The organism is Acinetobacter sp. YH12251 (assembly GCF_013417465.1).
GTDB classification, from domain to species: domain Bacteria; phylum Pseudomonadota; class Gammaproteobacteria; order Pseudomonadales; family Moraxellaceae; genus Acinetobacter; species Acinetobacter amyesii.
Map to the genome: position 1 here is coordinate 1 of NZ_VPDZ01000015.1, position 21,091 is coordinate 21,091.

19 protein-coding genes and 3 pseudogenes are annotated in these 21,091 nt (G+C 41.1%); 11 read left to right on the forward strand and 11 right to left on the reverse strand.

Going from position 1 to position 21,091, the window contains the following annotated elements; translation table 11 throughout:
• Positions 1 to 290: 290 nt before the first annotated feature.
• A pseudogene (locus tag FTV27_RS17245) lies at positions 291 to 479 on the forward strand (DUF6508 domain-containing protein); the annotation flags it as partial.
• Positions 480 to 506: 27 nt separating this feature from the next.
• Positions 507 to 1,310 carry a GIY-YIG nuclease family protein gene (locus FTV27_RS13155; protein WP_249749055.1) on the forward strand — a complete coding sequence of 268 codons (804 nt, stop codon included), beginning with the start codon at positions 507 to 509 and terminating at the stop codon, positions 1,308 to 1,310.
• 69 nt (positions 1,311 to 1,379) lie between these two features.
• On the opposite strand, the gene nadS is transcribed toward FTV27_RS13155, so the two are convergent.
• From nadS to FTV27_RS13175, 4 genes are all read right to left on the reverse strand, one after another.
• On the reverse strand, positions 1,380 to 1,652 hold the full coding sequence (gene nadS, locus FTV27_RS13160) for a NadS family protein (protein WP_180078947.1): 273 nt from the start codon (positions 1,650 to 1,652) through the stop codon (positions 1,380 to 1,382).
• On the reverse strand, positions 1,645 to 1,965 hold the full coding sequence (locus FTV27_RS13165) for a type II toxin-antitoxin system RelE/ParE family toxin (protein WP_002126330.1): 321 nt from the start codon (positions 1,963 to 1,965) through the stop codon (positions 1,645 to 1,647). Before FTV27_RS13165 ends, nadS begins: the two co-directional genes overlap by 8 nt.
• A gap of 109 nt (positions 1,966 to 2,074) precedes the next feature.
• Positions 2,075 to 2,704 (reverse strand): hypothetical protein, encoded by a 630-nt coding sequence (locus tag FTV27_RS13170; protein WP_180078948.1) that lies wholly within the window; start codon positions 2,702 to 2,704, stop codon positions 2,075 to 2,077.
• A gap of 203 nt (positions 2,705 to 2,907) precedes the next feature.
• A complete protein-coding gene (locus FTV27_RS13175) occupies positions 2,908 to 3,489 on the reverse strand; it encodes a hypothetical protein (protein WP_180095400.1) in 582 nt (193 codons plus the stop codon).
• Positions 3,490 to 3,840: 351 nt separating this feature from the next.
• On the opposite strand from FTV27_RS13175, the gene FTV27_RS13180 reads away from it, so the two are divergent.
• The gene (locus FTV27_RS13180; RefSeq protein ID WP_180024816.1) at positions 3,841 to 4,578 is read left to right on the forward strand and encodes a sulfite exporter TauE/SafE family protein; all 738 of its coding nucleotides are present in this window, start codon (positions 3,841 to 3,843) and stop codon (positions 4,576 to 4,578) included.
• Positions 4,579 to 4,581: 3 nt separating this feature from the next.
• On the opposite strand, the gene FTV27_RS13185 is transcribed toward FTV27_RS13180, so the two are convergent.
• The 4 genes from FTV27_RS13185 to FTV27_RS13200 form a co-directional block, all read right to left on the reverse strand.
• Complete coding sequence (locus FTV27_RS13185) at positions 4,582 to 5,490, reverse strand: LysR substrate-binding domain-containing protein (RefSeq protein ID WP_180078950.1); 909 nt, start codon at positions 5,488 to 5,490, stop codon at positions 4,582 to 4,584.
• Between the two features lie 115 nt (positions 5,491 to 5,605).
• Positions 5,606 to 6,910, reverse strand: a complete 1,305-nt coding sequence (locus tag FTV27_RS13190; RefSeq protein WP_078191643.1) for a solute carrier family 23 protein — start codon at positions 6,908 to 6,910, stop codon at positions 5,606 to 5,608.
• A gap of 297 nt (positions 6,911 to 7,207) precedes the next feature.
• On the reverse strand, positions 7,208 to 9,892 hold the full coding sequence (gene ppc, locus FTV27_RS13195) for a phosphoenolpyruvate carboxylase (RefSeq protein WP_180078951.1): 2,685 nt from the start codon (positions 9,890 to 9,892) through the stop codon (positions 7,208 to 7,210).
• Positions 9,893 to 10,044: 152 nt separating this feature from the next.
• Entirely contained in the window at positions 10,045 to 10,668 is a 624-nt protein-coding gene (locus FTV27_RS13200; RefSeq protein ID WP_180078952.1) for a TetR/AcrR family transcriptional regulator, read from the reverse strand.
• Positions 10,669 to 10,819: 151 nt separating this feature from the next.
• Here FTV27_RS13200 and FTV27_RS13205 point away from each other — a divergent pair.
• Positions 10,820 to 11,653: pseudogene (locus FTV27_RS13205) on the forward strand (efflux RND transporter periplasmic adaptor subunit); the annotation flags it as partial.
• A gap of 61 nt (positions 11,654 to 11,714) precedes the next feature.
• On the opposite strand, the gene tnpA reads toward FTV27_RS13205, so the two are convergent.
• Complete coding sequence (gene tnpA / locus FTV27_RS17370) at positions 11,715 to 12,113, reverse strand: IS200/IS605 family transposase (RefSeq protein ID WP_152873595.1); 399 nt, start codon at positions 12,111 to 12,113, stop codon at positions 11,715 to 11,717.
• Positions 12,114 to 12,152: 39 nt separating this feature from the next.
• Between tnpA and FTV27_RS13215 the strand changes: the two genes are divergently transcribed.
• From FTV27_RS13215 to dnaJ, 4 genes and pseudogenes are all read left to right on the forward strand, one after another.
• Entirely contained in the window at positions 12,153 to 13,370 is a 1,218-nt protein-coding gene (locus FTV27_RS13215) for an RNA-guided endonuclease TnpB family protein (protein WP_180047579.1), read from the forward strand.
• Positions 13,371 to 13,491: 121 nt separating this feature from the next.
• A pseudogene (locus tag FTV27_RS13220) lies at positions 13,492 to 13,884 on the forward strand (efflux RND transporter permease subunit); the annotation flags it as partial.
• 133 nt (positions 13,885 to 14,017) lie between these two features.
• Positions 14,018 to 14,395, forward strand: coding sequence for a hypothetical protein (locus FTV27_RS13225; protein WP_180003650.1), 378 nt, complete (start codon positions 14,018 to 14,020; stop codon positions 14,393 to 14,395).
• Positions 14,396 to 14,501: 106 nt separating this feature from the next.
• Positions 14,502 to 15,620, forward strand: a complete 1,119-nt coding sequence (gene dnaJ, locus FTV27_RS13230; RefSeq protein WP_111885156.1) for a molecular chaperone DnaJ — start codon at positions 14,502 to 14,504, stop codon at positions 15,618 to 15,620.
• Between the two features lie 93 nt (positions 15,621 to 15,713).
• Here the strand turns inward: dnaJ and FTV27_RS13235 are convergent, their stop codons facing one another.
• Entirely contained in the window at positions 15,714 to 17,357 is a 1,644-nt protein-coding gene (locus tag FTV27_RS13235) for a PglL family O-oligosaccharyltransferase (protein ID WP_180078953.1), read from the reverse strand.
• A gap of 198 nt (positions 17,358 to 17,555) precedes the next feature.
• On the opposite strand from FTV27_RS13235, the gene dapB reads away from it, so the two are divergent.
• Together dapB and FTV27_RS13245 are read left to right on the forward strand one after the other, a co-directional pair.
• Positions 17,556 to 18,377: a 4-hydroxy-tetrahydrodipicolinate reductase gene (gene dapB, locus FTV27_RS13240; RefSeq protein WP_078194102.1), complete on the forward strand. Its 822-nt coding sequence runs from the start codon at positions 17,556 to 17,558 to the stop codon at positions 18,375 to 18,377.
• 58 nt (positions 18,378 to 18,435) lie between these two features.
• Complete coding sequence (locus FTV27_RS13245; protein ID WP_180066868.1) at positions 18,436 to 19,080, forward strand: START domain-containing protein; 645 nt, start codon at positions 18,436 to 18,438, stop codon at positions 19,078 to 19,080.
• A gap of 32 nt (positions 19,081 to 19,112) precedes the next feature.
• On the opposite strand, the gene FTV27_RS13250 is transcribed toward FTV27_RS13245, so the two are convergent.
• Positions 19,113 to 19,541 (reverse strand): hypothetical protein, encoded by a 429-nt coding sequence (locus tag FTV27_RS13250; protein WP_257224738.1) that lies wholly within the window; start codon positions 19,539 to 19,541, stop codon positions 19,113 to 19,115.
• A 107-nt stretch (positions 19,542 to 19,648) separates the two neighbouring features.
• On the opposite strand from FTV27_RS13250, the gene FTV27_RS13255 reads away from it, so the two are divergent.
• On the forward strand, positions 19,649 to 21,085 hold the full coding sequence (locus FTV27_RS13255) for a PLP-dependent aminotransferase family protein (protein ID WP_180078954.1): 1,437 nt from the start codon (positions 19,649 to 19,651) through the stop codon (positions 21,083 to 21,085).
• Positions 21,086 to 21,091 lie beyond the last annotated feature (6 nt).

Genomic DNA, 21,091 nt, shown 5'->3' on the forward strand with positions numbered 1-21,091 from the left:
CAATGGCTTTTATGGCTTCAGCTTTAAATTCTGCGGTGTAAGTCTTCTGTTTCTTGCTCATGGTAAACTCCTAATGAGTATGTATAGTTTACCAAGTTAAACCCTCCTGTTTTTTAAGCACACATCATTTTTATTATAAATTATTAAAAATTAGTTACATTGAAAAAACGATTATGACTACATATACATCTTTATTGCAATTAATAAGTGATTTAGAAGAGTTAAAATTAGATCAGAGCTTACCTATAGAAAAAATTGAAAGTCGTTTCATTGAAGCAATGAAAGATAAGATGGTTTTCAATTATCAAGAAGTTTTATCAAAATACGTAGAGATAAGTGAAGATATAATCGCTACTTTTGATCAAAATAAAATCCTAGCTTTTTTAACTTCGGTTATTCGTAATGAACGTTTTATAGAGGGTACTCTCTCTCATAGTTTACGTTCAGGATTAGTTTTAGTGGCATTAGAAAAATTAGCTGTATTAGTGAATACAAAGCATAAAGTCATGTTAAATGATATTTTACAAATCAAAAACTTAGATAATGTAAAAATTAGACTGAATGTTATGTTTGGTGGAAATTGGAATCCAATAGAAGTATTTAAAGATGGGAATATGGATGAGATTCTGAAGGGGCATTATTGGAACTATAGTTCCAAAAAATCATATAAAGATGGTCAAACAACTATAGGGCTTATCCGAATCAAACCAAATGAAGATTTATGGTTATTGATTCATGTTGGGAAAATTACAAAGGATCTGAATAAGTTCAATGATGTAGGCTATGAGTTTGAGGTTTTAGAACAATATCGTAAGTATTTTGGACGAATTATTGTTAAGTATAAAAATTCATCACAGACACTAATACGGAATGCTCTAACGATCATTAATGATTGTGAAATTCATCAAATATTGCCTGATGTTTTTGATAATGATCTTTTCCCTGGATATGAAAGTGTGAATGTCTCATGGCAAGAATTAACACGAGTAATTGATAAAGAGTCGTGGAAGACTGCACTACAAAATCAAAAAGCAGTGTATTTAATCACTGATATTTCGAATGGGAAAAAGTATGTTGGTTCGGCATATGCTGAGAATATGTTGCTTAATAGATGGCAAAATTATGTTAAAAGTAGACATGGTGGGAATGTTCAACTAAAGCAGCTTTCGAAGGAACACATTGAAAGTAACTTTAGATATTCGATATTAGATATTTTTAAATCGACAACAGATGATAAAGTTATATTAGGTAGAGAGAATTGGTGGAAAGATACGTTATTAACAAGGAAATTTGGTTACAATTCTAATTAGAAAATTAAAATAATACACATTATACGAAGTCAAAAAATGGGAGCTAAGCTCCCATTTTTAATGAATTTTTTAAATAAGATTAGGATGTGTATCTAAAATTCGAATCAATGTTGCAGCTGGTCCTGTTGGATAGCGTCGGCCTTGTTCCCAGTTTTGCAGAGTACGATGGCTAATGTGGAGACGTGCTGCAAATTCGCTTTGACTTAAACCAGTTTTTTCTCGCACTTCCTTAATATCTGGTAATTCAAGTTCGGTCGTTCGACTAGCTTGGATCTCTTTGCGCTTGATTGCTCCTGCTTCTTTAATCGAAGCAACTAAGTCATCAAATAAGTTGTTATCCATGAAATTGCTCCTTCACGAGTTGGCGCAGAATGGCGGTTTCTTTATCCGTTAGATTATCTTTTACAGATTTTGGATAAGCCACCAAGAAAAAGATTTGATCATCCTCATTTACCCAATAGTAAATTACTCTGATACCACCACTTTTGCCTTTATTCCCTTGAGCACAACGTACTTTTCGAATACCACCGCCATTCTTGATTAAGTCACCTTTATCTGGCTGAACCAATAGATCTTGTTGAAGTTGACGATATTCCTCATCAGATACAAGGTCTTTGATTTGCTTGGTAAAGATACTAGTTTCAATGAATAACATAGATTCTGTATACGTCAATGGCGTACAAGTATTCTAGCAGTTTCCACATTAAAAAACGAGAGCTGCTGCTCTCGTTTCGTATAATCGCCATTATGTTAAATGAAAGGCTTTATAAACTACTAATTTTAAAGTCTTCTAATGTTTTGCCTTTTTCATTTAATAAATTATGAACAAACTCAGGATCCAACTTGAGCATAAGATCAATAGCATCATGTATTTTCCAAAAATGTAGTTTAGGATGATCAATTATTTGAGTTAAATGATTTTTTATCAAAGGAATATATTCACTATATTTATACTTTTCAATTACCCAAAATACACCTGCGATATCAAATGGTTGAGTGTTAGATTTTTCGATAATTTTTTGTATAGGAGGGAATATTTTACTTCTAGCCTGCTCACTAAATCCTAAGTCAGCTTGGGTTGCCCAATAGCTGACAAAAGCGCGAAGTACATGCTGCAGTGTATCATCATAACCATGTAAACGATGATCTATATAACCGTCTAATTTATTCTCATTTAATAAATTTACTAATACATCAAAACCAGATGACTGTCCCCAATGAGTCAAAAGTTTTGCTGCTTCAAAGACAGTATTTTCATCAGAAGAATTTAATAAATTTATGACTTTTTCTATACGATCTTCAGGAATATCTTCTAGATCTAAATCGGTTGCATCACATGCGTAATCTGCATGAGTAGGAACGTCATGCAGTAATACAGAAATTTCTTTATTCATTAAGCCACTCATTAATAATTATCTTAAGATTTCCTAAAATTAACATAATACACGTTATACGAAGTTTTAAAACAGAGTATATGATGCTGATTTTTATTTATTTTTTAAATTTTAAAGCCTAGACCAGTGTCTAGGCTTTTTCATTTTGTATAACAGCTATTATGTTAAATAGGGTGCTTACATACTTCATTCCTCTTTAATTTCTACTGTATAGAATGAGCGTGTGAAAGGCACTGTGCTGTAATTTCATCAAGGTTTTTTTCGATCTCGTTCCAACTATCGAGATATTCTTGAAATTTCTCATTCATAAAGTTTGAATGTAATGCTACCTGCATATAGTAGCCATCAATAACCAGGGCTATAAAATTTAGGTTGCTTTCAACAATGGCATATCCACCATTTTGCATTTGCAGAAAAGAGCGAGAAGCATAATCTAAATACTTGGCTTCTATTGGGGTCTTAGCAATCATTGCTGGAGAATATGCGGCAAAGATATTTTCACTCTTTACATTGTTCATAGGTAGCCAATAGAGATATCCATCTGTTTGCTTTAGGCTCTCACATAGCAGCTCATATAAGGCTTGATTACATTTTTCTTTATATCTATTTGAAAAATCTAATAAATTTAATTTTTTGTTTTTAGAAATTATTGAAGGATCAATATAATTCTTATGATTAATCCATAAAGTAAATATATTAGAAATATCGGTATATTCCTTATTACTCAATTTTCCATAATAGGGCTTTAAGGGATCATTATCCTCAATCCAAGGTTCAGTTTTCATATTCATAGAACCATTCTCTAGTGTATTTAGACATTCATTTTAAAGTAAAGAAAAACTAAAATTAACATAATACACCTTATACGAAATTCTTGAAATTTTCCTATAAGTATCAATTTTTTATTAAAAACCGTTCTAGTAAACAGCATATTGGAACGGTTTTTATATCACTATTCCACCAATACGCTTATAACTTATTCGAAATCAAAAGAGTTTGTTTAGCCCATCTACGCTATCTGCTTTAGACGCTATAACCTAGCCTCAACTTTTTATTGAGGCTCTATTCCAAAAACACTGATTTTTCAAAGTGCCTGAATTGCATAGCATAGAGCCAATTCTTCAGCGAGTTTCGCCATGATTTGGTTCGTCATCACAGTTTTTGCAATCGCAGGTCTAATTAAAGGCACGATTGGGTTAGGCCTGCCTGCGGTATCGATGGGCTTACTCACCATGGTGATCAGTCCATTTCAGGCAGCGACGTTATTGATCATTCCATCTATGGTCACCAACTTTTGGCAATTATTTGCCGAAGGGCAGGTGCTGCGCCTGATTAAACGTTTTTGGCCCTTGCTGCTCGGTATTATTGTGGGTTCAATTTGGAGTATTTTTCCAACTTTAGGACATGGTGAATTTAAAAGTGAAGCTTTACTGGGGGGCATGTTGGCACTATACGGACTGTATGGGCTTTATGCCAAAAGCTTGCCGAACTTTGCACCACATGAAAAATGGCTATCTCCAATGATCGGTTATCTCGGTGGAGCGCTGACTGTTGCGACCGGTGTGGTGGTGATCCCTGTGGTGCCATATTTGCAAGGTTTGCAGCTCAAACGTGATGACCTCGTACAGTCACTCGGTTTAGCCTTTACCACATCAACCATTTGTTTGGCAGTGTTCTTACAGCAAAATCCAGTTGAAGATCTCCCGATTGATTATGCCATGTCAGCCATGGCACTGATTCCAGCGCTCATTGGGATGTGGGCAGGGAAAAAAATTCGTTACCGCATTCCAGAACAAAAATTCCGTAAGGTGTTTTTTATCGGGTTGATTGCCCTCGGTGGCTATATGATGCTGCACCAGTTTGGTGTGATTTAAAGCCTAGACTTGGCCATCTAAAGTAGATTTTTGTGATAGTAGAAACTGACTGAAATGCTGATAATTTAAGGGTAAATCATCAAAATTACGTGCGGTAAGGAGCAGTTTTCGATTGGCCCAGTCACCGCTGAGCTCAACTTGTGCAAAGGCATACAAACTGATTAATCGTTGGGCCGCACGTTTTGGCATGATGGCAACGCCCACACCATTCGCCACCACTTGCGCGATCGCGGCAAAATTCGGCAAACGCAGCCGATACTGAATTTCACAGCCGAATAATTTGGCTTGAGCCTCGATCGATTGTTGCAAGGAATGATATTGCATCAGACCGACAAAGGGATAATTTAAAATCTCTGCGGGTTTGATGCTAGGTGTGGCGGCCAGTTCATGGGTTATAGGGCAGATCAGAACCAAAGGATCATCGGCAAACTCAAGTGTTTGTAGTTGTTCGGATTTAAAGAAACCTGAAATTAAGCCTAGTTGTGCATTACCTTGCTCTACCGCTGCAATGATGTCTTTAGACTCGGCTTCATGCAGCTCAATTTGTGTGTTGGGATTTTCTAGCAAATAACGTGGTAGTAAGACCGGTAAATATTCACTTTGTGCAGATGAATTACACCATAAGGTCATATTGGAACTTAGCCCATGGGCAAAGGGCAGCATCGCGTGTTCTAATTGTTGCCCCTCACCTAAGATGCGCTGTGCATGTTCAACCAAGGTTTGACCGGCAAGGGTCAGTTTGACCCCTTTGGCTTGGCGAGTGAACAGGGCTGTGCGGTAATGCTGTTCGAGTTTTTTAATCCGTTCACTGGCTGCTTGTAGCGAGATGGCAGAACGAGCAGCGCCTTTGGTTAGACTGCCGCTGTCTACAATGTGCAGTACCAATTGAAGGTCGAACAAATCCAGTCGCATATGGTGTATTCCTTGGCTAATGCCTTATCTTACCGAAAGAACAGCTATAAAAAAAAGCGACCTTTCGGCCGCTTTTCAAATGAATGTTGTATTCTTTTTTAAATGCTTTGGAGGCTTATTCTGATTTATCGCCCAAGCTAAAGAACCAGTTCAAAATCAGCGCTGCAAATGTAGCAGTACCAATACCACCTAAGTTGAAGTTACCGAATTGAAGTGCAAAGTCACCTGTACCTAAAATAATCGTGACTGCTGCAACCATCAGGTTCTTGTTTTTAGAGAAATCAACTTTGTTTTCAATCCAGATTTTAGCACCGGCAATGGTAATCAAACCGAACACTACAATAGAGGCACCGGTCAAAATCGCTTGTGGAATGGTATGAATAATCGCGCCAAATTTTGGTGAAAGACCAAGGAAGATGGCGAATACACCTGCAAATACAAACACGATGGTCGAGTAAACACGCGTTACTGCCATCACACCAATATTTTCGCCATAAGTGGTCATACCCGGACCGCCGACACCGCCTGAAAGTGTAGTCGCAACACCATCTGCAACGAAGGCTTTACCAATGTGCGGATCGAGGTTTTCACCTGTCATCGCGCCCACAGCTTTGATGTGCCCAAGGTTTTCTGCAACCAAAATCAACGCAATCGGTGCAATGATCAGCATGGCATTGAAGTCAAAGACGGGTGAATGGAAGTGCGGAACACCAAACCAAGCCGCTTCTTGTACGGGAACGAAGTTGATTGGTGTGCCATGACCCATGACATTGGAAATGATGTAATACACCAAATATGCCAGTAATAGACCGACCAACAGTAATAAGCGTTGTAACAAGCCCTTCGTGAACACTGCAATCGAACCCATACACAGTACAGTGACTAATGCCATCCACATATTAAAGTTGTTGCCTGCAACCCCTTTAATGGTCACTGGGGCTAGGTTCAGACCAATAATCATCACCACTGCACCTGTAACGACAGGCGGCATGAGTTTTTCAATCCAACGTGTACCCGTTGCCATCACGATAAAACCAAAAATGGCATATAAGATACCGCAGGCCATGATCCCGCCTGCTGCCATCGCGATATTGGCATTTGGCGCGCCAGTACCTGATGCTGCATAACCGGTTGCCGCGATCACCACACCAATAAAGGCAAAACTAGAGCCTAAATAACTTGGTACACGACCACCTGTCATAAAGAAGAACAGGATGGTACAGATCCCCGACATTAAAATCGCAAGGTTGGCATCAAAGCCCATCAAAAATGGCGCAAGGACAGTTGCCCCAAACATTGCAAAGGCATGTTGTATCCCCAATACAACACTTTGCACCGGAGGTAGGTACTCATTTGTACCTACAGGACGTGCATCAATATTGCCTTCGTACGGGCGCCATTTGGGAAACCAATTGGACATAAAATGAGCACTCAATAGATAAATTGTGCACATCATACTCTTGTTTTTTAGAAGATTTAATCTCTTTTAAAAATATTTTGTTCAAACTAATTACATGACTTTACATGTAAATTTACCAAATGGTAAAAGTTTTAAAGGTGTAAAAAAGGCATTAAATCATGCAATTAATCCAATAGGATAAGAGTCAATACTTCATAAATTTTTCTTATTTTATATATTCCAAAATAAATTAAAACCAATATGAATGGTCAAAAAAAAAGCACACAGTTCTGTGTGCTTTTTGAAAACTTGGAAGATTTAGCCAGTGTTACGCAAACCTGCCGCAATACCTGCGATGCTGACCATCAACGCATGGTCGACTGGGGTATTTTCAGCCTGACGCTCGGCAAGGTATGCACGGCGGCGTTTCATCAGTTCGGCTTGTAGTAAATGTAGCGGCAATAAATAAGGCTTACGCACCTTCATGGATTGGTCGAGCACATCGTTACTGCTAAGTAATTTCGATTCACCTTTGAGTGCTAATAGCGTTTGTACCGCATCACGTAAACGCTGACGTAACTCTTCGCCCAATTGTTTGAGGTCTGCGTCATCCGTCAGATGAGACTCATAATACAGCGCCACATGACCATCGGCTTTGGACAAGACCATTTCCAACATATCAATCAGGGTTTGGAAATACGGCCATTGCTCTAACATTTCTTCGAGTGTCTGCTTTTGACCTTGATCAATCACTTGATTAATCGCAGCACCTGTACCGAGCCAAGCAGGTAGCATCAAACGGATTTGCGTCCATGCGAACACCCAAGGAATCGCACGTAATGACTCAATCCCACCGCTAACTTTACGTTTGGCTGGGCGTGAACCGAGCGGTAACATTTGTAGTTCCAGTTCTGGCGTTACAGTCCGTAGATATTTTACAAAATGCGGATTTTCACGCACGGTTTGACGATACACCTGTACCGACAGATCCGTCATGCTGTGCATGAGCTGACGCCATTCCTGTTTCGGTTCAGGCGGTGGCAATAAGGTCGCTTCTAAGGTCGCTGCGGTGTAAATTTCCAAGTTTTGTAAGGCAATGCCTTCTAATCCAAACTTGAAGCGAATCATTTCCCCTTGTTCTGTGACACGAATCGCTCCTGAAATCGACCCCGGCGGCTGTGAAAACAGCGCTTGCTGTGTCGGCGCACCACCACGGCTGATTGAACCGCCACGGCCATGGAATAATGTCAGTTGTACATCATGTTTTTTCGCAACTGCGGTTAATTCTTCCTGTGCACGATACTGCGCCCAGTTTGCCGACATAAAGCCCGCATCTTTGGCTGAGTCTGAATAGCCAATCATCACCTCGTGTTTACCCTGAATATGCTGCTTATACCAATGCATATTGAATAGGGTATTCATGGTACGGGCTGCACCATCCAAATCTTTTAAAGTTTCAAACAGTGGCACGACGCGTAGCGCTTGTTTGATGCCGGCTTCTTTTTGCAGTAACAATACAGCCAAGACATCACTCGGATGTTCGGCCATAGAAATAATATAAGCCCCTAAACTTTCAGGTGGCTGTTCTGCCAAAGTGCGCATGGTCGCAAAGACTTCTTGTACATCTGGATGTTCAATCAGGCTTTGTTTTGGCTCATTTAAAAACTTCGGTAGCAGTGGACGTTTGCTTTGGAGTTCCTGAATCAAGAAGTTTTGACGGGCTTGCTCCGTCCATGTTTCAAAATTGCCTAAACCTAAATATTCAGTAATGGCAGAAATCGCTTGGCGATGACGAGTCGACTCCTGACGAATATCGAGTTTGAGTAATTCGATACCGAAACAATTAACTCGATGAATAAAGTCGAGTAACTGACCATTGGCAATTTCAGGTAAACCGCTGTCAATCAGTGAACGGTAGCAAACCAATAGTGGATCGAGCAGCTCATGGCGGCTTTTAATGACTTGGCTATCGTCAGCCTCTTCACCACGGAGTTTCAATGCCAACCAGTGACGAGTGGCTTTAAGGCGTTCACGCGCATCACGTAGATATTCACGATAGGGTTCAGGGTGGAAATGGCCCAAGGCATCACTAAGTTCTTTACTGCATTCTTGAATCGAAAGTTCCCAACGTAGGTCTTCGATATCGCGTAAATACAAGTCGGCAGCTTTCCAACGTGAAAGCCACAGCACTTCTTGAGTAATGTTATGGGTGACATTTGGGTTGCCATCACGGTCACCGCCCATCCATGATGCAAAGCGTACAGGGGCAACATGTAAAGGCAAGGTCTTGCCACAATGATCTTGGACCATGCCATCCAATTCACGCATGAATTTGGGTACAGCATTCCACAGGGTCTGTTCAATGGTCGTGAAGCCCCATTTTGCTTCGTCGACAGGCGTCGGGCGATGTTGACGAATTTCATCCGTTTGCCATGCCGAGCAAATCAGTTGTTTTAAATCATCCAGTACGGCTTTGCGTTCGCGTGGCGTAAGTTTTTGTTGATCCATTTTAAACAGGCAATCATTAATACCATCATATTTTTGGATCAAGGTACGACGGCTGACTTCGGTTGGATGTGCAGTCAGTACCAATTCAATTTTTAATTCACAAATTTGTTGGAACAGTTGTTCTGCACTGATGTTATTGCTTTTAAATTTTTCAAATAAATGATCCAGTGGATTCGGTGAGGGTGCCTGCTCATCAAACTCACTTTGGCGACGGCTGCGCACCACATTGTATTGTTCGGCAATATTGGCAAAGTTGAGAAAGTGCGTAAATGCACGGGTCAGAGGCAGAATTTCTTCATCTTTTAAATTTAAAAATAATTGTTCTAACTGTTTTTCAGCTTCAACTTGTCCATCGCGCGCGCCTTTAGACAAAGCACGAATTTGCTCTACCTGATTAAACAAATCTTGTCCTGCATGCTGCTTTAGGGTTTCACCCAATAAATTGCCCAGTAAGCGCACGTCTTCACGTAATGGAGCATCAATTTGTTGAATCATTTGTTATTTCTCCGCGTATTCCTGTCTCGACTATACCCCGAAAGTGCCGTGGCAAAAGGGGGTACAGACAAAAGTCGGATGACTTTTCTAGGTAAATGAGCAATAGCTATGCCATTTGTTTCAGTTTAGCGTTGAAATATTTCAGAAAATGCTTAGCTCTGTGCGCTGAGTTGATATTTCAGCATAAAGATGTCGATGGCAGAGTGAATAATGGCCTGTCGCTCTGCTGCTTCAGGTACTGGGCGCATGCCCAATAAAACCTCTTGATGGCGTAGTCCCATCAGTAGCGACACAATCAGTTCAGTTTGTCGGGCAGGGTGATCCTGCTGAATGAAATTTAAAGCTGCTGCATCTTGAAAAAAGTTTTCCCAGACTTGGCGCATTTTCAAATGTGAGGCACGGAAAAACTGTTCCACCAAGGGACTGTGTTCGGCAGCCAACTCCAAAAGTAATAAGTCCAGTTTAATGGCTTCTGGCAAATTCATGATGTTCAGCCCCAACTCACAAATTTCAACGAAAGCCTGCATAAAATGACTTTCGCTGTGCAGATGTCGCGGGCGAGTATTTAAAATATATTCACAGGTATCTTCAATTGCACTGGTAAATAAAGTGGCTTTGTCCTGAAAATGGTTATAGACCGTCAGTTTGGTGACCCCTGCATGTTGCGCAATCTGATTCATGCTGCAACCGTGATAGCCCATTTCTAAAAATAATTGTTTTGCAGACTCTAAAATCCGTTGTCGTTTTTCTAAGTCTTTCGGGCGGCCGACATTCATTTGCTGAAAAAATTCCAAAAAAGGCGAAAAGGTCATTGATTTAGGATAATTAATCTAATTAATGTACCGCATGGTTTATTAATTAAAAAATAACCAAATTAATTGAATAATATTCTGCCCTAAAAAAGACTTTTTATTAAGAGCGAACTTCATGAGTACGATTAAGACCACAGTTGTCAGCATGATTATCGTTTGCAGTGTGACCTTATGGGGATGCAGCAAGGATAAAGCCCAAACGGAACAGGAAGTGCCATTTGTGATGGTGACTCAGCCGGGCGCCACACATTTTGAACAAAAAAGTTATGCGGGCGCTGTACAAGCACGCCAGCAAACAGCTTTAGCTTTTCGGGTTGGCGGCCAAATCACTGAGCGCTATGTCGATGTTGGAGACCAAGTCCGAGTCGGGCAAGTCTTGGCAAAATTAGACGTCAAAGATGCACAGTTGCAACTGAATGCAGCACAAGCGCAGCTTGAAAGTGCGCGTTCCGCTGCACAAATTGCTGAAGATGAATTAAAACGATTTAAGCAATTATTGCCAGTCAATGCCGTGAGTCGTTCGCAGTACGATGCGGTGGAAAACCAATATAAAGCAGCACAGTCGAACTTAAAGCAAGCCCAATCAAACTATGATGTGAGTCGTAATCAGACTGGTTATAACCAATTATTTGCCAATAAAAATGGGGTCATTACTGAGCGTAATATTGAGATTGGTCAAGTGATTGCAGCAGGACAACCGGCATTTCAATTGGCGATAGCAGGTGAACGTGACGTGGTCATTGGTGTGCCTGAACAAGCGGTTACTGAAATTAAAACAGGGCAGGATGCATGGGTTACCTTGTGGTCGAAACCACAGGAAAAATTTGCAGGCTATGTACGTGAAATTAGTCCTGCTGCCGATCAGTCTCGTACTTATAGTGTCAAAGTGGCATTACGTGAAGGCAATAGCGCCATTCAACTGGGGCAAAGTGCACGGGTATTTTTAACTAAATGTGCGGAATTCTCCATCTATAATCTGTGATTTAGATGGAGATGGATAGCACGCCTTTTCAGTCGGGTCTCTCTTGGTTTTGGATGTATTCTCGAATTACATCAATTGTCGCTCCACCTGTTGTAAGTAGACAGTATGCCCTCGTCCAAAGCACAGGTTTCCAATAATAAGGTTTTAGTTCTTCACCGAACTCCTTGCGTATCAGTCTGCTTGATACAGTTTTTAGATTATTGATGAATTTACTTGGCATGATGTTCGGGTGCATATCTAACAATAAGTGAATATGATCAGCTTCACCATTGAACTCAATCAAGTCAATCTCCCAATCAGCACAGTTCTTTTTTACAATTTCTTCAAGCCGATTGATCATCTCATTTGAAAGGCATTTCTTGCGATATTTTGTTACCAACACTAAATGATATGTAAGTTTATAAACACAGTGATAATGTGACTTCATTACATTTACACTAAGCAATTAATTTGCTAAATTATAACCATGAAACAACCTTTTTTGAAAGCGTATAAATATCGCATCTATCCTACTTCTGAGCAGAAAGTGCAATTTGAAAAGCACTTCGGATGCACTCGCTTTATTTTCAATTGGGCTTTAGCACTTCAAACTAAAGCTCATTCTGAAACTCAAAAATTATTATCAAAAAAGGATATTCAAGACCAATTAGTTGCCATGAAAAAACAACCTGAATTCGAATGGTTGAACGAGGTGAATAGTCAATCACTTCTTAGTGGGTTACTTCACCTACACACTGCTTACAACAACTTTTTTCAGCGATTAAAGAAAGGCAAGGTTGAATTCAGAAAGATCAAAGGATATAAACCAAATCCTGATGAAAAACGCCCATTAAGTCATCTTGTCGGCTACCCACGGTTCAAATCCAAGAAAATACCGCAACGGTCTTATCAATGCCCTCAGCACGCAACAGTGAGCTTTGAGAACGGATTACTTCATCTACCTAAAATTAAAGGGATAAAAACTGTATTTAGTCGGGTATTTAATGGGAAAATCAAAACTGTCACCATTAGCAAAACAGCGACAGGTAAGTATTATGCTTCGATTTTGGTCGAGTCAGAGTTAGAACTTGTTGCATCAACAACAATTCAAGCTGATCAAACCATCGGAATTGATATGGGTTTGAATCACATGCTCATTCAATCCGATGGTAATAAGGTTGAAAATCCAAAATACTTGCGACAGGCTCAAAACCGACTATCCATACAGCAGAAGATATTTGCTCGAAAGAAGAAAGAATCAAAGAATTATCAACGTCAAAAATTAAGTGTTGCATTCATCCATGAAAAAGTGCGCCTGCAACGCTTAGACCTACATCACAAACTCACGCATTACTTGATCTGTGAAAACCAAGCGACCACGTATGCTGTAGAAGATTTAGGGATAAAAAACATGGTAAGAAATCGAAAATTAGCCAAGTCCATTTCGGATGTGGCTTGGGGTCAATTTCTTACGATATTGCAATACAAGGCAAAATGGTTCGGTAAGAATGTGCTACAAATTGGAAGATTCGTTCCAAGTTCTAAAGCATGTTCATGTTGTGGTTATACTATGACAAAATTGCCACTAAGCATAAGAGAATGGCAATGTCCTGACTGTGAAACAGTGCATGATCGTGATTTGAATGCAAGCTTGAATATACGCAATTTCGCTTTAGCTGATGCACTAGGACATAGTGCTGTATAAAGAGTTCCTGTACCGCCATACTGTCAGCGCAGTGCGGTATCGAAAGGTGCAATCTCTAAGATTGCATGGGTCGCAAAGATTCCCCCACCATAGCTCTTAGCTTGGTGGTGGGAGTATGTCAACTGCACCTTTGGGCATTATTGGCGTGGTGTTATTCCTGTTATTGTTCAATAAACCCTTTGGTTTTGTGGCAATGCTCGGCACGATTGCACTGTCAGGAATGATTATGCGCAATTCACTGATTTTGATTGATCAGATTGAACAAGATATTCAGTCCGGGGAGTCGGCTTGGGATGCGATTATCAATGCGACGGTACGTCGTTGCCGTCCCATTGTGTTGACTGCATTGGCCGCTGTATTGGCGATGATTCCACTTTCTCGCAGTATTTTCTTCGGTCCAATGGCCGTGGCGATTATGGGTGGATTGATCGTGGCGACCCTGCTGACCTTGTTCTTTTTACCTGCGCTATATGCACAGTGGTTTAAAGTGAAAAAAACTCAGCAGAATCCTTAAAAGTGTCATAATATTGGGTGCGAAATATTGAATTTTTCTCTATAGTAGCACCTGATCTACAAAGACATTTTTAAAAAGTAAAACTACCACAAGTGCAGCGCGGCATATTGTGGTGTACGGGGTTGAATCACAGATGACAGCAGAGAGTTTAGCTAAGTATCGCCGTTATATTGCGATTTCTTATGTCTTCATGTTTTTCGCTTTATTTACCCTGATTAGTGGTGTATTTGCCTACGGTTTTGCACGCAAAGTGACTCAAATCGATTCTACAGAAGTTTGGCTACAAGCCCAAGCGCTTTGGGTCATGCGCACCGTCGTGATTTATTCCATGATGGCCATTTTTGCCGCACTGTGGTTTATTCCTTTATTTTTCTATTATTGGGACACCTATCTTTGGGTGACTGCATGCACGGTAATTGGTGTGATCTTTTCTTCGATTGCCTTTTTGTATCTATTAAATGCATGGATCCAAGGTCTATCCAAATTCGTTAAAAATAAGGCTGTTTTCTAAGTCGATTTATTTTTTTCCTGCCTACCCCTTGAAAAAATGGTTTGATTCCCCAATTTCAGACCACAGTTAAGTATTAAATTAAATTCCGTGAGGAGCATCGCCAGACATGGCTAAACGTGATTATTATGAGGTTTTAGGTGTATCTAAAACCGCAAGTGATGATGAAATTAAAAAAGCCTACCGTAAGTTGGCGATGAAGTATCACCCTGACCGTAATCCAGATAACCCAGAAGCTGAAGAAAAATTCAAAGAAGCTGCAGAAGCATATGAAGTTTTATCGGACAGCGAAAAACGTAGTATGTATGACCGTATGGGACATCAAGCTTTTGAAGGCGGCATGGGCGGCGGCGGTGGCTTCGGTGGCGGTTTTAGCGCAGAAGATATCTTTAGTCAGTTTGGTGACATATTCGGTGGCGCATTTGGCGGTGGTGGCCGTGGTGGTCAGCAACGTGCACGCCGTGGTTCAGACTTACGCTATGTTATGGAGCTTACCCTTGAGGAAGCTGTGAAGGGCGTGAAAAAAACCATTACCTTTACTGCGCCAGCGCCATGTGATGCCTGTGATGGTAAAGGATCTAAAAATCCGAATGACGTTGAAACCTGTAAAACCTGTCATGGTGCCGGTCAAGTGCGTATGCAACAGGGCTTCTTCTCTGTGCAGCAAACCTGTAGCACCTGTCGTGGTCAAGGTAAAATCATTAAGAACCCATGTAATAAATGTCATGGTTCAGGGGTTTCTGACCGTCAGCAAACTTTAGAGGTGACCATTCCTGCAGGTGTGGACAATGGCGACCGCGTACGTTTAAGTGGCAAAGGCGAGGCGATCCGTGATGGCCAAGCAGGCGACTTATATGTAGAAGTGGTGGTACGTGAACACGAAATCTTCCAACGTGATGGCGCTGACTTGTATATGGATGTGCCTGTAAGCATTGCAGATGCTGCATTGGGTAAAGAAATTCAAATTCCGACACTCGATGGTCGTGTGAGCTTGAAAGTGCCTGAAGGGACTCAAACTGGTAAATTGTTCCGCTTACGTGGTAAAGGTGTGAAACCTGTACGTACCAGCATGACCGGTGATTTACTCTGTCGTATCGTGGTGGAAACGCCTGTGAATTTAACGGCTCGTCAACGTGAGTTGTTAAAAGAGTTACAAGACACGATGGATGGCGATGATAATAAATCATCTCCGAAGAAAAAATCATTCTTCGACCGTTTGTTTGATTAATTGACTTGATTCAATCAATTTTCCCGAGTTCGCTGTGATGTGAACTCAGGTATAAAAAAGCCTGCATAATTGCAGGCTTTTTTATTGAGCATTTTAAGGTTTCGGAGGAGTTATCGGCGGTAATAAACTCTCATAGCTCATGTCGAGACGATAAATATTTTTAAGACGCTGTAGCTGATGACGTGCTTCAGCCTCACGACCATTAAAGGCCAATAAACGTGCATATTTAATGATGTGGTATTTCGCTGGGTAGCTGCGAACCAATTTTTCAGTATCCTGAATGGTTTGTTCAGAAACGATGGAATATGGATTTAAACGAATAATCGCTACCCGATGTCTAAATTCCGTGAGTAAATAGATCGGCTCATGGTTGGTGATTTTCTCCGGTGTTTTTTCATATTTTGATGCCTGACCCAGCTGAATCGCTGCATTGGCATAATCACGATAAATCACCGTGATCAGCACTGCGCCAATCACGAAAACAATGCGGATAAACCACGGAGACAGACTCAAAGTAGCCGTCTGTGGCTTCGCTGCTTGAAGAATCCCGATAATAAAACCCGCAGGCAGTAAGAAATATGCGTAGTTTTGCGGAAACTCCAACATGGCATGAATAACGAAGACACCGACCATCAATAGGCCAATGACAGATAATGCAGACTTAGCTAATTTCTGTAATTGGATGCCCCAATAGGCGAAATAGGCCAAGAACGGCACACCAATAATGGCGCCATTCCACAATAAGAAATCCAAAATAAAATTGTGTGAGCTACGAATCCAAACAGGCCCTTGCACCGTGTCAGAGATCGAGACAAAAGCGCTACTGGTTTGATGCCAACCATAGCCAAACCAAGGCTGTGCAGCTACGGCATGCGCCATTTGTTGCCAAATGGCTAAACGAGACATATCTCCACCAGCACGTTCAGCTACGTCACGACTTTCTTGAATATTCATGTCGGATATTTGGCTCATGATTTGACTTAATTTTGGCATCAATACAATCAGTGCCACAAAGCCGATAAACCAGGCCAAGCTGTAAAACCAGCGAAGACGGATATAATCTTTGTACTGTGCATAAGCCAAATAGACTAGGACACAGATACTTGCCACCCAAGAGGTGCGAGATTGGCTGAGCACGACCCCAATTAAAATAGGAATTGCACAAGCGACCAAATAGCGGGTTTTAACTTTTTGCTGTTCATAAACATATAAGCAGGCTAACAAGGACATGAGCAGAAACGTGGCCATGTTATTCGGCTGAGCAAAATTTGCAAATGGGCGCGTAGTTCCACTAATTTTCATCACAAAAGGAAGAAACGAGTCAAAATCTAGCCACTGACATATTGCGATGAGTCCGGTCATGACCCCCGAAGCAACAAAGGTATAGCTCAGGTATAGGAAGGTTTTTTCGCGTTTTTCCGTACCTTGCGAGAGGCTGAAACCAAGATTGATACATAGCCAGAAGCTGAACACAAACAGCATACAGAGTAAGGCAATACTAAAATAATACACCTGCCCAAAAGCCAATTGGACGAAGGGAATCAGCGCTAAGAGCAACAGGGGCAAGGAAATTTTTGCCACTATGAGCTTTTCTTTAAAGAACGTTGCCGCTAAGGCAAACAGGGCAAAGAAGGTATAAAGCTCACCGGTATACGTGGCCCAAGGTCGGTAATGAATCGGAATCAGCCATGCCAGTGCAATACAGACTGCCGCACAAAGATACAATAGGGTTTTCATGAATATTCAAGATCAATAGAACGCGCCTATCATACCGTGAAAATGCTCAAACTTGGTGAGGGAATAGTCAGCGTCTGTGGTAGAAGTTGATTTGCAAAAGTCTTTCGGAAAATGCAGGATTTTTTTGTTTGTAACTTAGCCTGCGCATGGAGTTTTGATATAGTAAGACCAATTTCGAATCAACATTAGGAAAATGTTATGTCAGCAGCTCCACGTATTGGTATCTTGGGCGCAGGCGGTCGTATGGGACGCATCTTAATTCAGGCGGTTCAGCAAGCTGGTTATCAATTAGCTGCTGCGGTAGAACGTCCTGAAAGTAGCTTGGTCGGTGCGGATGCCGGTGAACTTGCAGGGATTGGCGCGGTTGGCGTAAAGGTTGTCGGTAACCTAGCTGAGGTTTTAAAAGATTGTGATGTCGTAATCGATTTTACTGCACCTGCAGCAACAGCACAGCATCTTAAACTTTGCCGTGAAGCAGGCGTTGCGATTGTCATTGGTACCACAGGTATGAATGATGAGCAAAAAGCTTATCTCGATGAAACAGCAACAGAAACTCCAGTGGTCTATGCAGCGAACTATTCTGTCGGTGTAAACGTTTCAATTAAACTTCTAGAACTCGCATCAAAAGTGTTTGGCGATACTGTGGATATTGAAGTGATTGAAGCTCATCATCGTCATAAAGTTGATGCACCATCAGGTACAGCGCTCATGTGGGGCGAAGCCATTGCCGGTGCTTTAGGACGTGACTTAAAACAAGATGCTGTGTATTGCCGTGAAGGTCATACGGGTCCACGTGAACGTCAAACCATTGGCTTCCAAACGATTCGTGGTGGTGACATTGTCGGTGAACATACTGCGATGTTTATTGCGGATGGCGAACGTGTTGAAATTACCCATAAAGCGACTAACCGTATGAACTTTGCCTCTGGTGCAGTACGTGCAGCTGCATGGGTAGTTGGTCGTGAAGCACGTAAGTACGATATGAAAGATGTACTGGGTTTTAACGATATTGACGTATAAAAGCGCGTTAAAATCCGTTATAACAACAGCATAAAATTAAAATAAGACGATCAATGGAATGAAAAAAGTCATCTTTATGGCCTGTGCTGTCGCATTCACTGCGGCAGTACAAGCGAAAACTATGGATAATGCCAAACTCACGATTAATAAAAATAATATTAAAGTTTGGACCTACCAAAATGCTCAAAATCCTGTCTTTCAATACAAAGCTGAAACTAGTTTTGATGTGCCCATCGAAAAAGCGGTTTCCCTGATTTTAGATGTGGAAAATGCAGTGAATTGGGTCCCTTATATGGGCAGTGTCAAAGTCTTATCCCGTGATGACCAGAAAGGTGAATTCAGCTTATATATGGTGCTGGATTTCCCTTTTCCCTTGAAAGACCGTGATTTAGTGGTACAAGGCAAAATGCGTAAAGATGCACAAGGCATCATTAGCATCCAAAATAAAGCGGTGAAAAAAGGTTATCCGATCAATCCCAATTATGTACGCCTCACCGACTATGAGGGCGATTGGACCTTCCAGCGTTTAGGCAATCAAAAAGTCAAAGTGTCGACCTATGGCTACGCCAATCCGGAAGGCTCCATTCCGCTCAGTTTCGTGAATATGTTCGTGCAGCAACAGCCTTATCAAATGCTACAAAAAATGAAAGTGCAGTTGGGTAAAAGCAAAACTGTTGCGACCTTTCCCGAAATTTTAAAATAAGCACCAGTAATGATTCAGTTCAATATGAACGATCAATGACTTTGCATCTCAGGCAGGCGAAATGCAGTCAACTGCTGCATGTGCTGTGCCTCAGGGAGTTCGATGCTGAGTAAAGCCTGTTCTGGAAATGGATGCGGATGTAACTTGATTTGAAATTGCCGCGCGATCATTTGTTCACAGGCAAAGCGAAGTTTGGCTTGCTGCGGCATGATATTCATGCCGTTTTCAGATTTGGCTTTATAAATATATAGCTGCTGATGTAACCCGCCGCTAGTGATCGGTTGGATCTGCTCAAGTTCATATTGCGTCAGTTTTTGGGCACTCAAAAAGCCTTGAATTAAAGATTTACAGATAAAATTTTGCTGGCTTTGAGCTTGAGTGTGCTGATCGGGTTGGCACGCCATAAGCGTGAGTGTGCTGAAGATGATTAGACCTGCTCGAAACTGCGTGAAGTCATTCATTTAATTGTCCCCCTATCGTTATTTTTGAGATATCAACCTGATGCATTCAGCTTAAATCTGTTAACTTAATGGGTACAGATACAAAAATGATTAAAAAAAGGGTACAGATGGCTTTTCAATATCAGCAGCTTGCGCAGCAGTTGGCACAGAAAATTTATAGTGGTGAATTGGCCGCAGGGCAGCGTCTTTATGCGCTACGTCAATTTTCACAGCAGCATCAGATCAGTTTAAATACCGCGAAACGCTGCTATGAATTACTTGAAGCCAAAGGCCTCATTTATGTCAAAGAAAAGTCTGGTTATTTTGTACAATCCTCACAGAAAGCCCAGCAAATTGCCGTGCCGAATCATCCTGATTTTGATTCCCGACCTCGTGAAATTTCGAATTTAGAATTGCAAATTCAGATCCATGAAGCATCTGCAAATAGTCGCCTGATTCATTTGGGTTCAATTCAGTTGTCCCCCAATTTTGTTCCTGTTGAAGCAATCAGACGTTCAATCCAAAGGGCATTAAAGCATTGTAAACCAGAAGATTTTTTATATAACAATCGGCAAGGTCATCCACAATTGCGTGAAGCTTTGTCGGCACATTGGGCTGAAGATGGTTTTTACATGCCTAAGGATGATATTTACATCAGCAATGGTTGTATGCCTGCTTTGTCAGTGATGTTGCAAAATCTAAGTGCGGAAGGGGAGAGTGTCATTGTTCCGACGCCGAACTATAACGGGCAATTGCAATTATTGGCTTTATTGAAGCGGAAAATTGTTGAAATTCCTGCCAATACGGAAGGTTTTGATTTAGATCGTTTAGAGCAGGCGATGCGGGATTCAGGCGCGAAAGTATGCTTATTGACTGCAAATTTTCAAAATCCTTTGGGTTTTTGTTTAAGTAATGAAGATAAGGAACGAATTGCACAACTGGCTGAAAAATATCAATGTTATGTGATTGAAGATGATATTTATGCTGAGTGTAGTTTCAATGTAAAGCGACCATTGCCTATCAAATATTGGGATCGGGCGGGCTATGTGATCTATTGTGGGTCGATTTCAAAATCTTTATCGCCTTCTTATCGGGTGGGGTGGTTTTGTCTTCCACCACATTTGCAACATTTGCGTCCGAAATTACTTTTGCAAAATGATTCGGTGAATACGCCTTTGCAGTTAGGACTTGCCGATTTGATTTTTAGTCGTGCGTATCGCCAACATCTTGCTGAATTGCGTCCTAAATTAATGGTGCAAGTCGAGCAGTATCGTCAGTATATTTACGATGCTTTTCAAGGGGTTGATATCCGTCTAAATCGGCCTCAAGGCAGTTATGCTCTGTGGTTGCAGATGCCTGAACAAATAGACAGTTTGGCGCTGTATTACCATGCGCAAAAACATGGCATCAATATTGTGCCAGGTTTAATTTTTGGTGAGGACAATCGTTATAACAATTGTATTCGCCTAAATGCAGGGCATGAGCTGTCGACAGAAATTCAGCAGGCTATTTTATTGCTCGCAGATTGGGTGCGTAAGGAATGCATAAATACAAACACCGTCTAATTTTGA

Coding starts and splice junctions, on each gene's coding strand:
- FTV27_RS13155 (WP_249749055.1), top strand. CDS start 507: ATGTTAAATGATATTTTACAAATCAAAAACTTAGATAATGTAAAAATT.
- nadS (WP_180078947.1), bottom strand. CDS start 1,652: ATGGATAACAACTTATTTGATGACTTAGTTGCTTCGATTAAAGAAGCA.
- FTV27_RS13165 (WP_002126330.1), bottom strand. CDS start 1,965: ATGTTATTCATTGAAACTAGTATCTTTACCAAGCAAATCAAAGACCTT.
- FTV27_RS13170 (WP_180078948.1), bottom strand. CDS start 2,704: ATGAATAAAGAAATTTCTGTATTACTGCATGACGTTCCTACTCATGCA.
- FTV27_RS13175 (WP_180095400.1), bottom strand. CDS start 3,489: ATGAAAACTGAACCTTGGATTGAGGATAATGATCCCTTAAAGCCCTAT.
- FTV27_RS13180 (WP_180024816.1), top strand. CDS start 3,841: ATGATTTGGTTCGTCATCACAGTTTTTGCAATCGCAGGTCTAATTAAA.
- FTV27_RS13185 (WP_180078950.1), bottom strand. CDS start 5,490: ATGCGACTGGATTTGTTCGACCTTCAATTGGTACTGCACATTGTAGAC.
- FTV27_RS13190 (WP_078191643.1), bottom strand. CDS start 6,910: ATGTCCAATTGGTTTCCCAAATGGCGCCCGTACGAAGGCAATATTGAT.
- ppc (WP_180078951.1), bottom strand. CDS start 9,892: ATGATTCAACAAATTGATGCTCCATTACGTGAAGACGTGCGCTTACTG.
- FTV27_RS13200 (WP_180078952.1), bottom strand. CDS start 10,668: ATGAATGTCGGCCGCCCGAAAGACTTAGAAAAACGACAACGGATTTTA.
- tnpA (WP_152873595.1), bottom strand. CDS start 12,113: ATGAAGTCACATTATCACTGTGTTTATAAACTTACATATCATTTAGTG.
- FTV27_RS13215 (WP_180047579.1), top strand. CDS start 12,153: ATGAAACAACCTTTTTTGAAAGCGTATAAATATCGCATCTATCCTACT.
- FTV27_RS13225 (WP_180003650.1), top strand. CDS start 14,018: ATGACAGCAGAGAGTTTAGCTAAGTATCGCCGTTATATTGCGATTTCT.
- dnaJ (WP_111885156.1), top strand. CDS start 14,502: ATGGCTAAACGTGATTATTATGAGGTTTTAGGTGTATCTAAAACCGCA.
- FTV27_RS13235 (WP_180078953.1), bottom strand. CDS start 17,357: ATGAAAACCCTATTGTATCTTTGTGCGGCAGTCTGTATTGCACTGGCA.
- dapB (WP_078194102.1), top strand. CDS start 17,556: ATGTCAGCAGCTCCACGTATTGGTATCTTGGGCGCAGGCGGTCGTATG.
- FTV27_RS13245 (WP_180066868.1), top strand. CDS start 18,436: ATGAAAAAAGTCATCTTTATGGCCTGTGCTGTCGCATTCACTGCGGCA.
- FTV27_RS13250 (WP_257224738.1), bottom strand. CDS start 19,541: ATGAATGACTTCACGCAGTTTCGAGCAGGTCTAATCATCTTCAGCACA.
- FTV27_RS13255 (WP_180078954.1), top strand. CDS start 19,649: ATGGCTTTTCAATATCAGCAGCTTGCGCAGCAGTTGGCACAGAAAATT.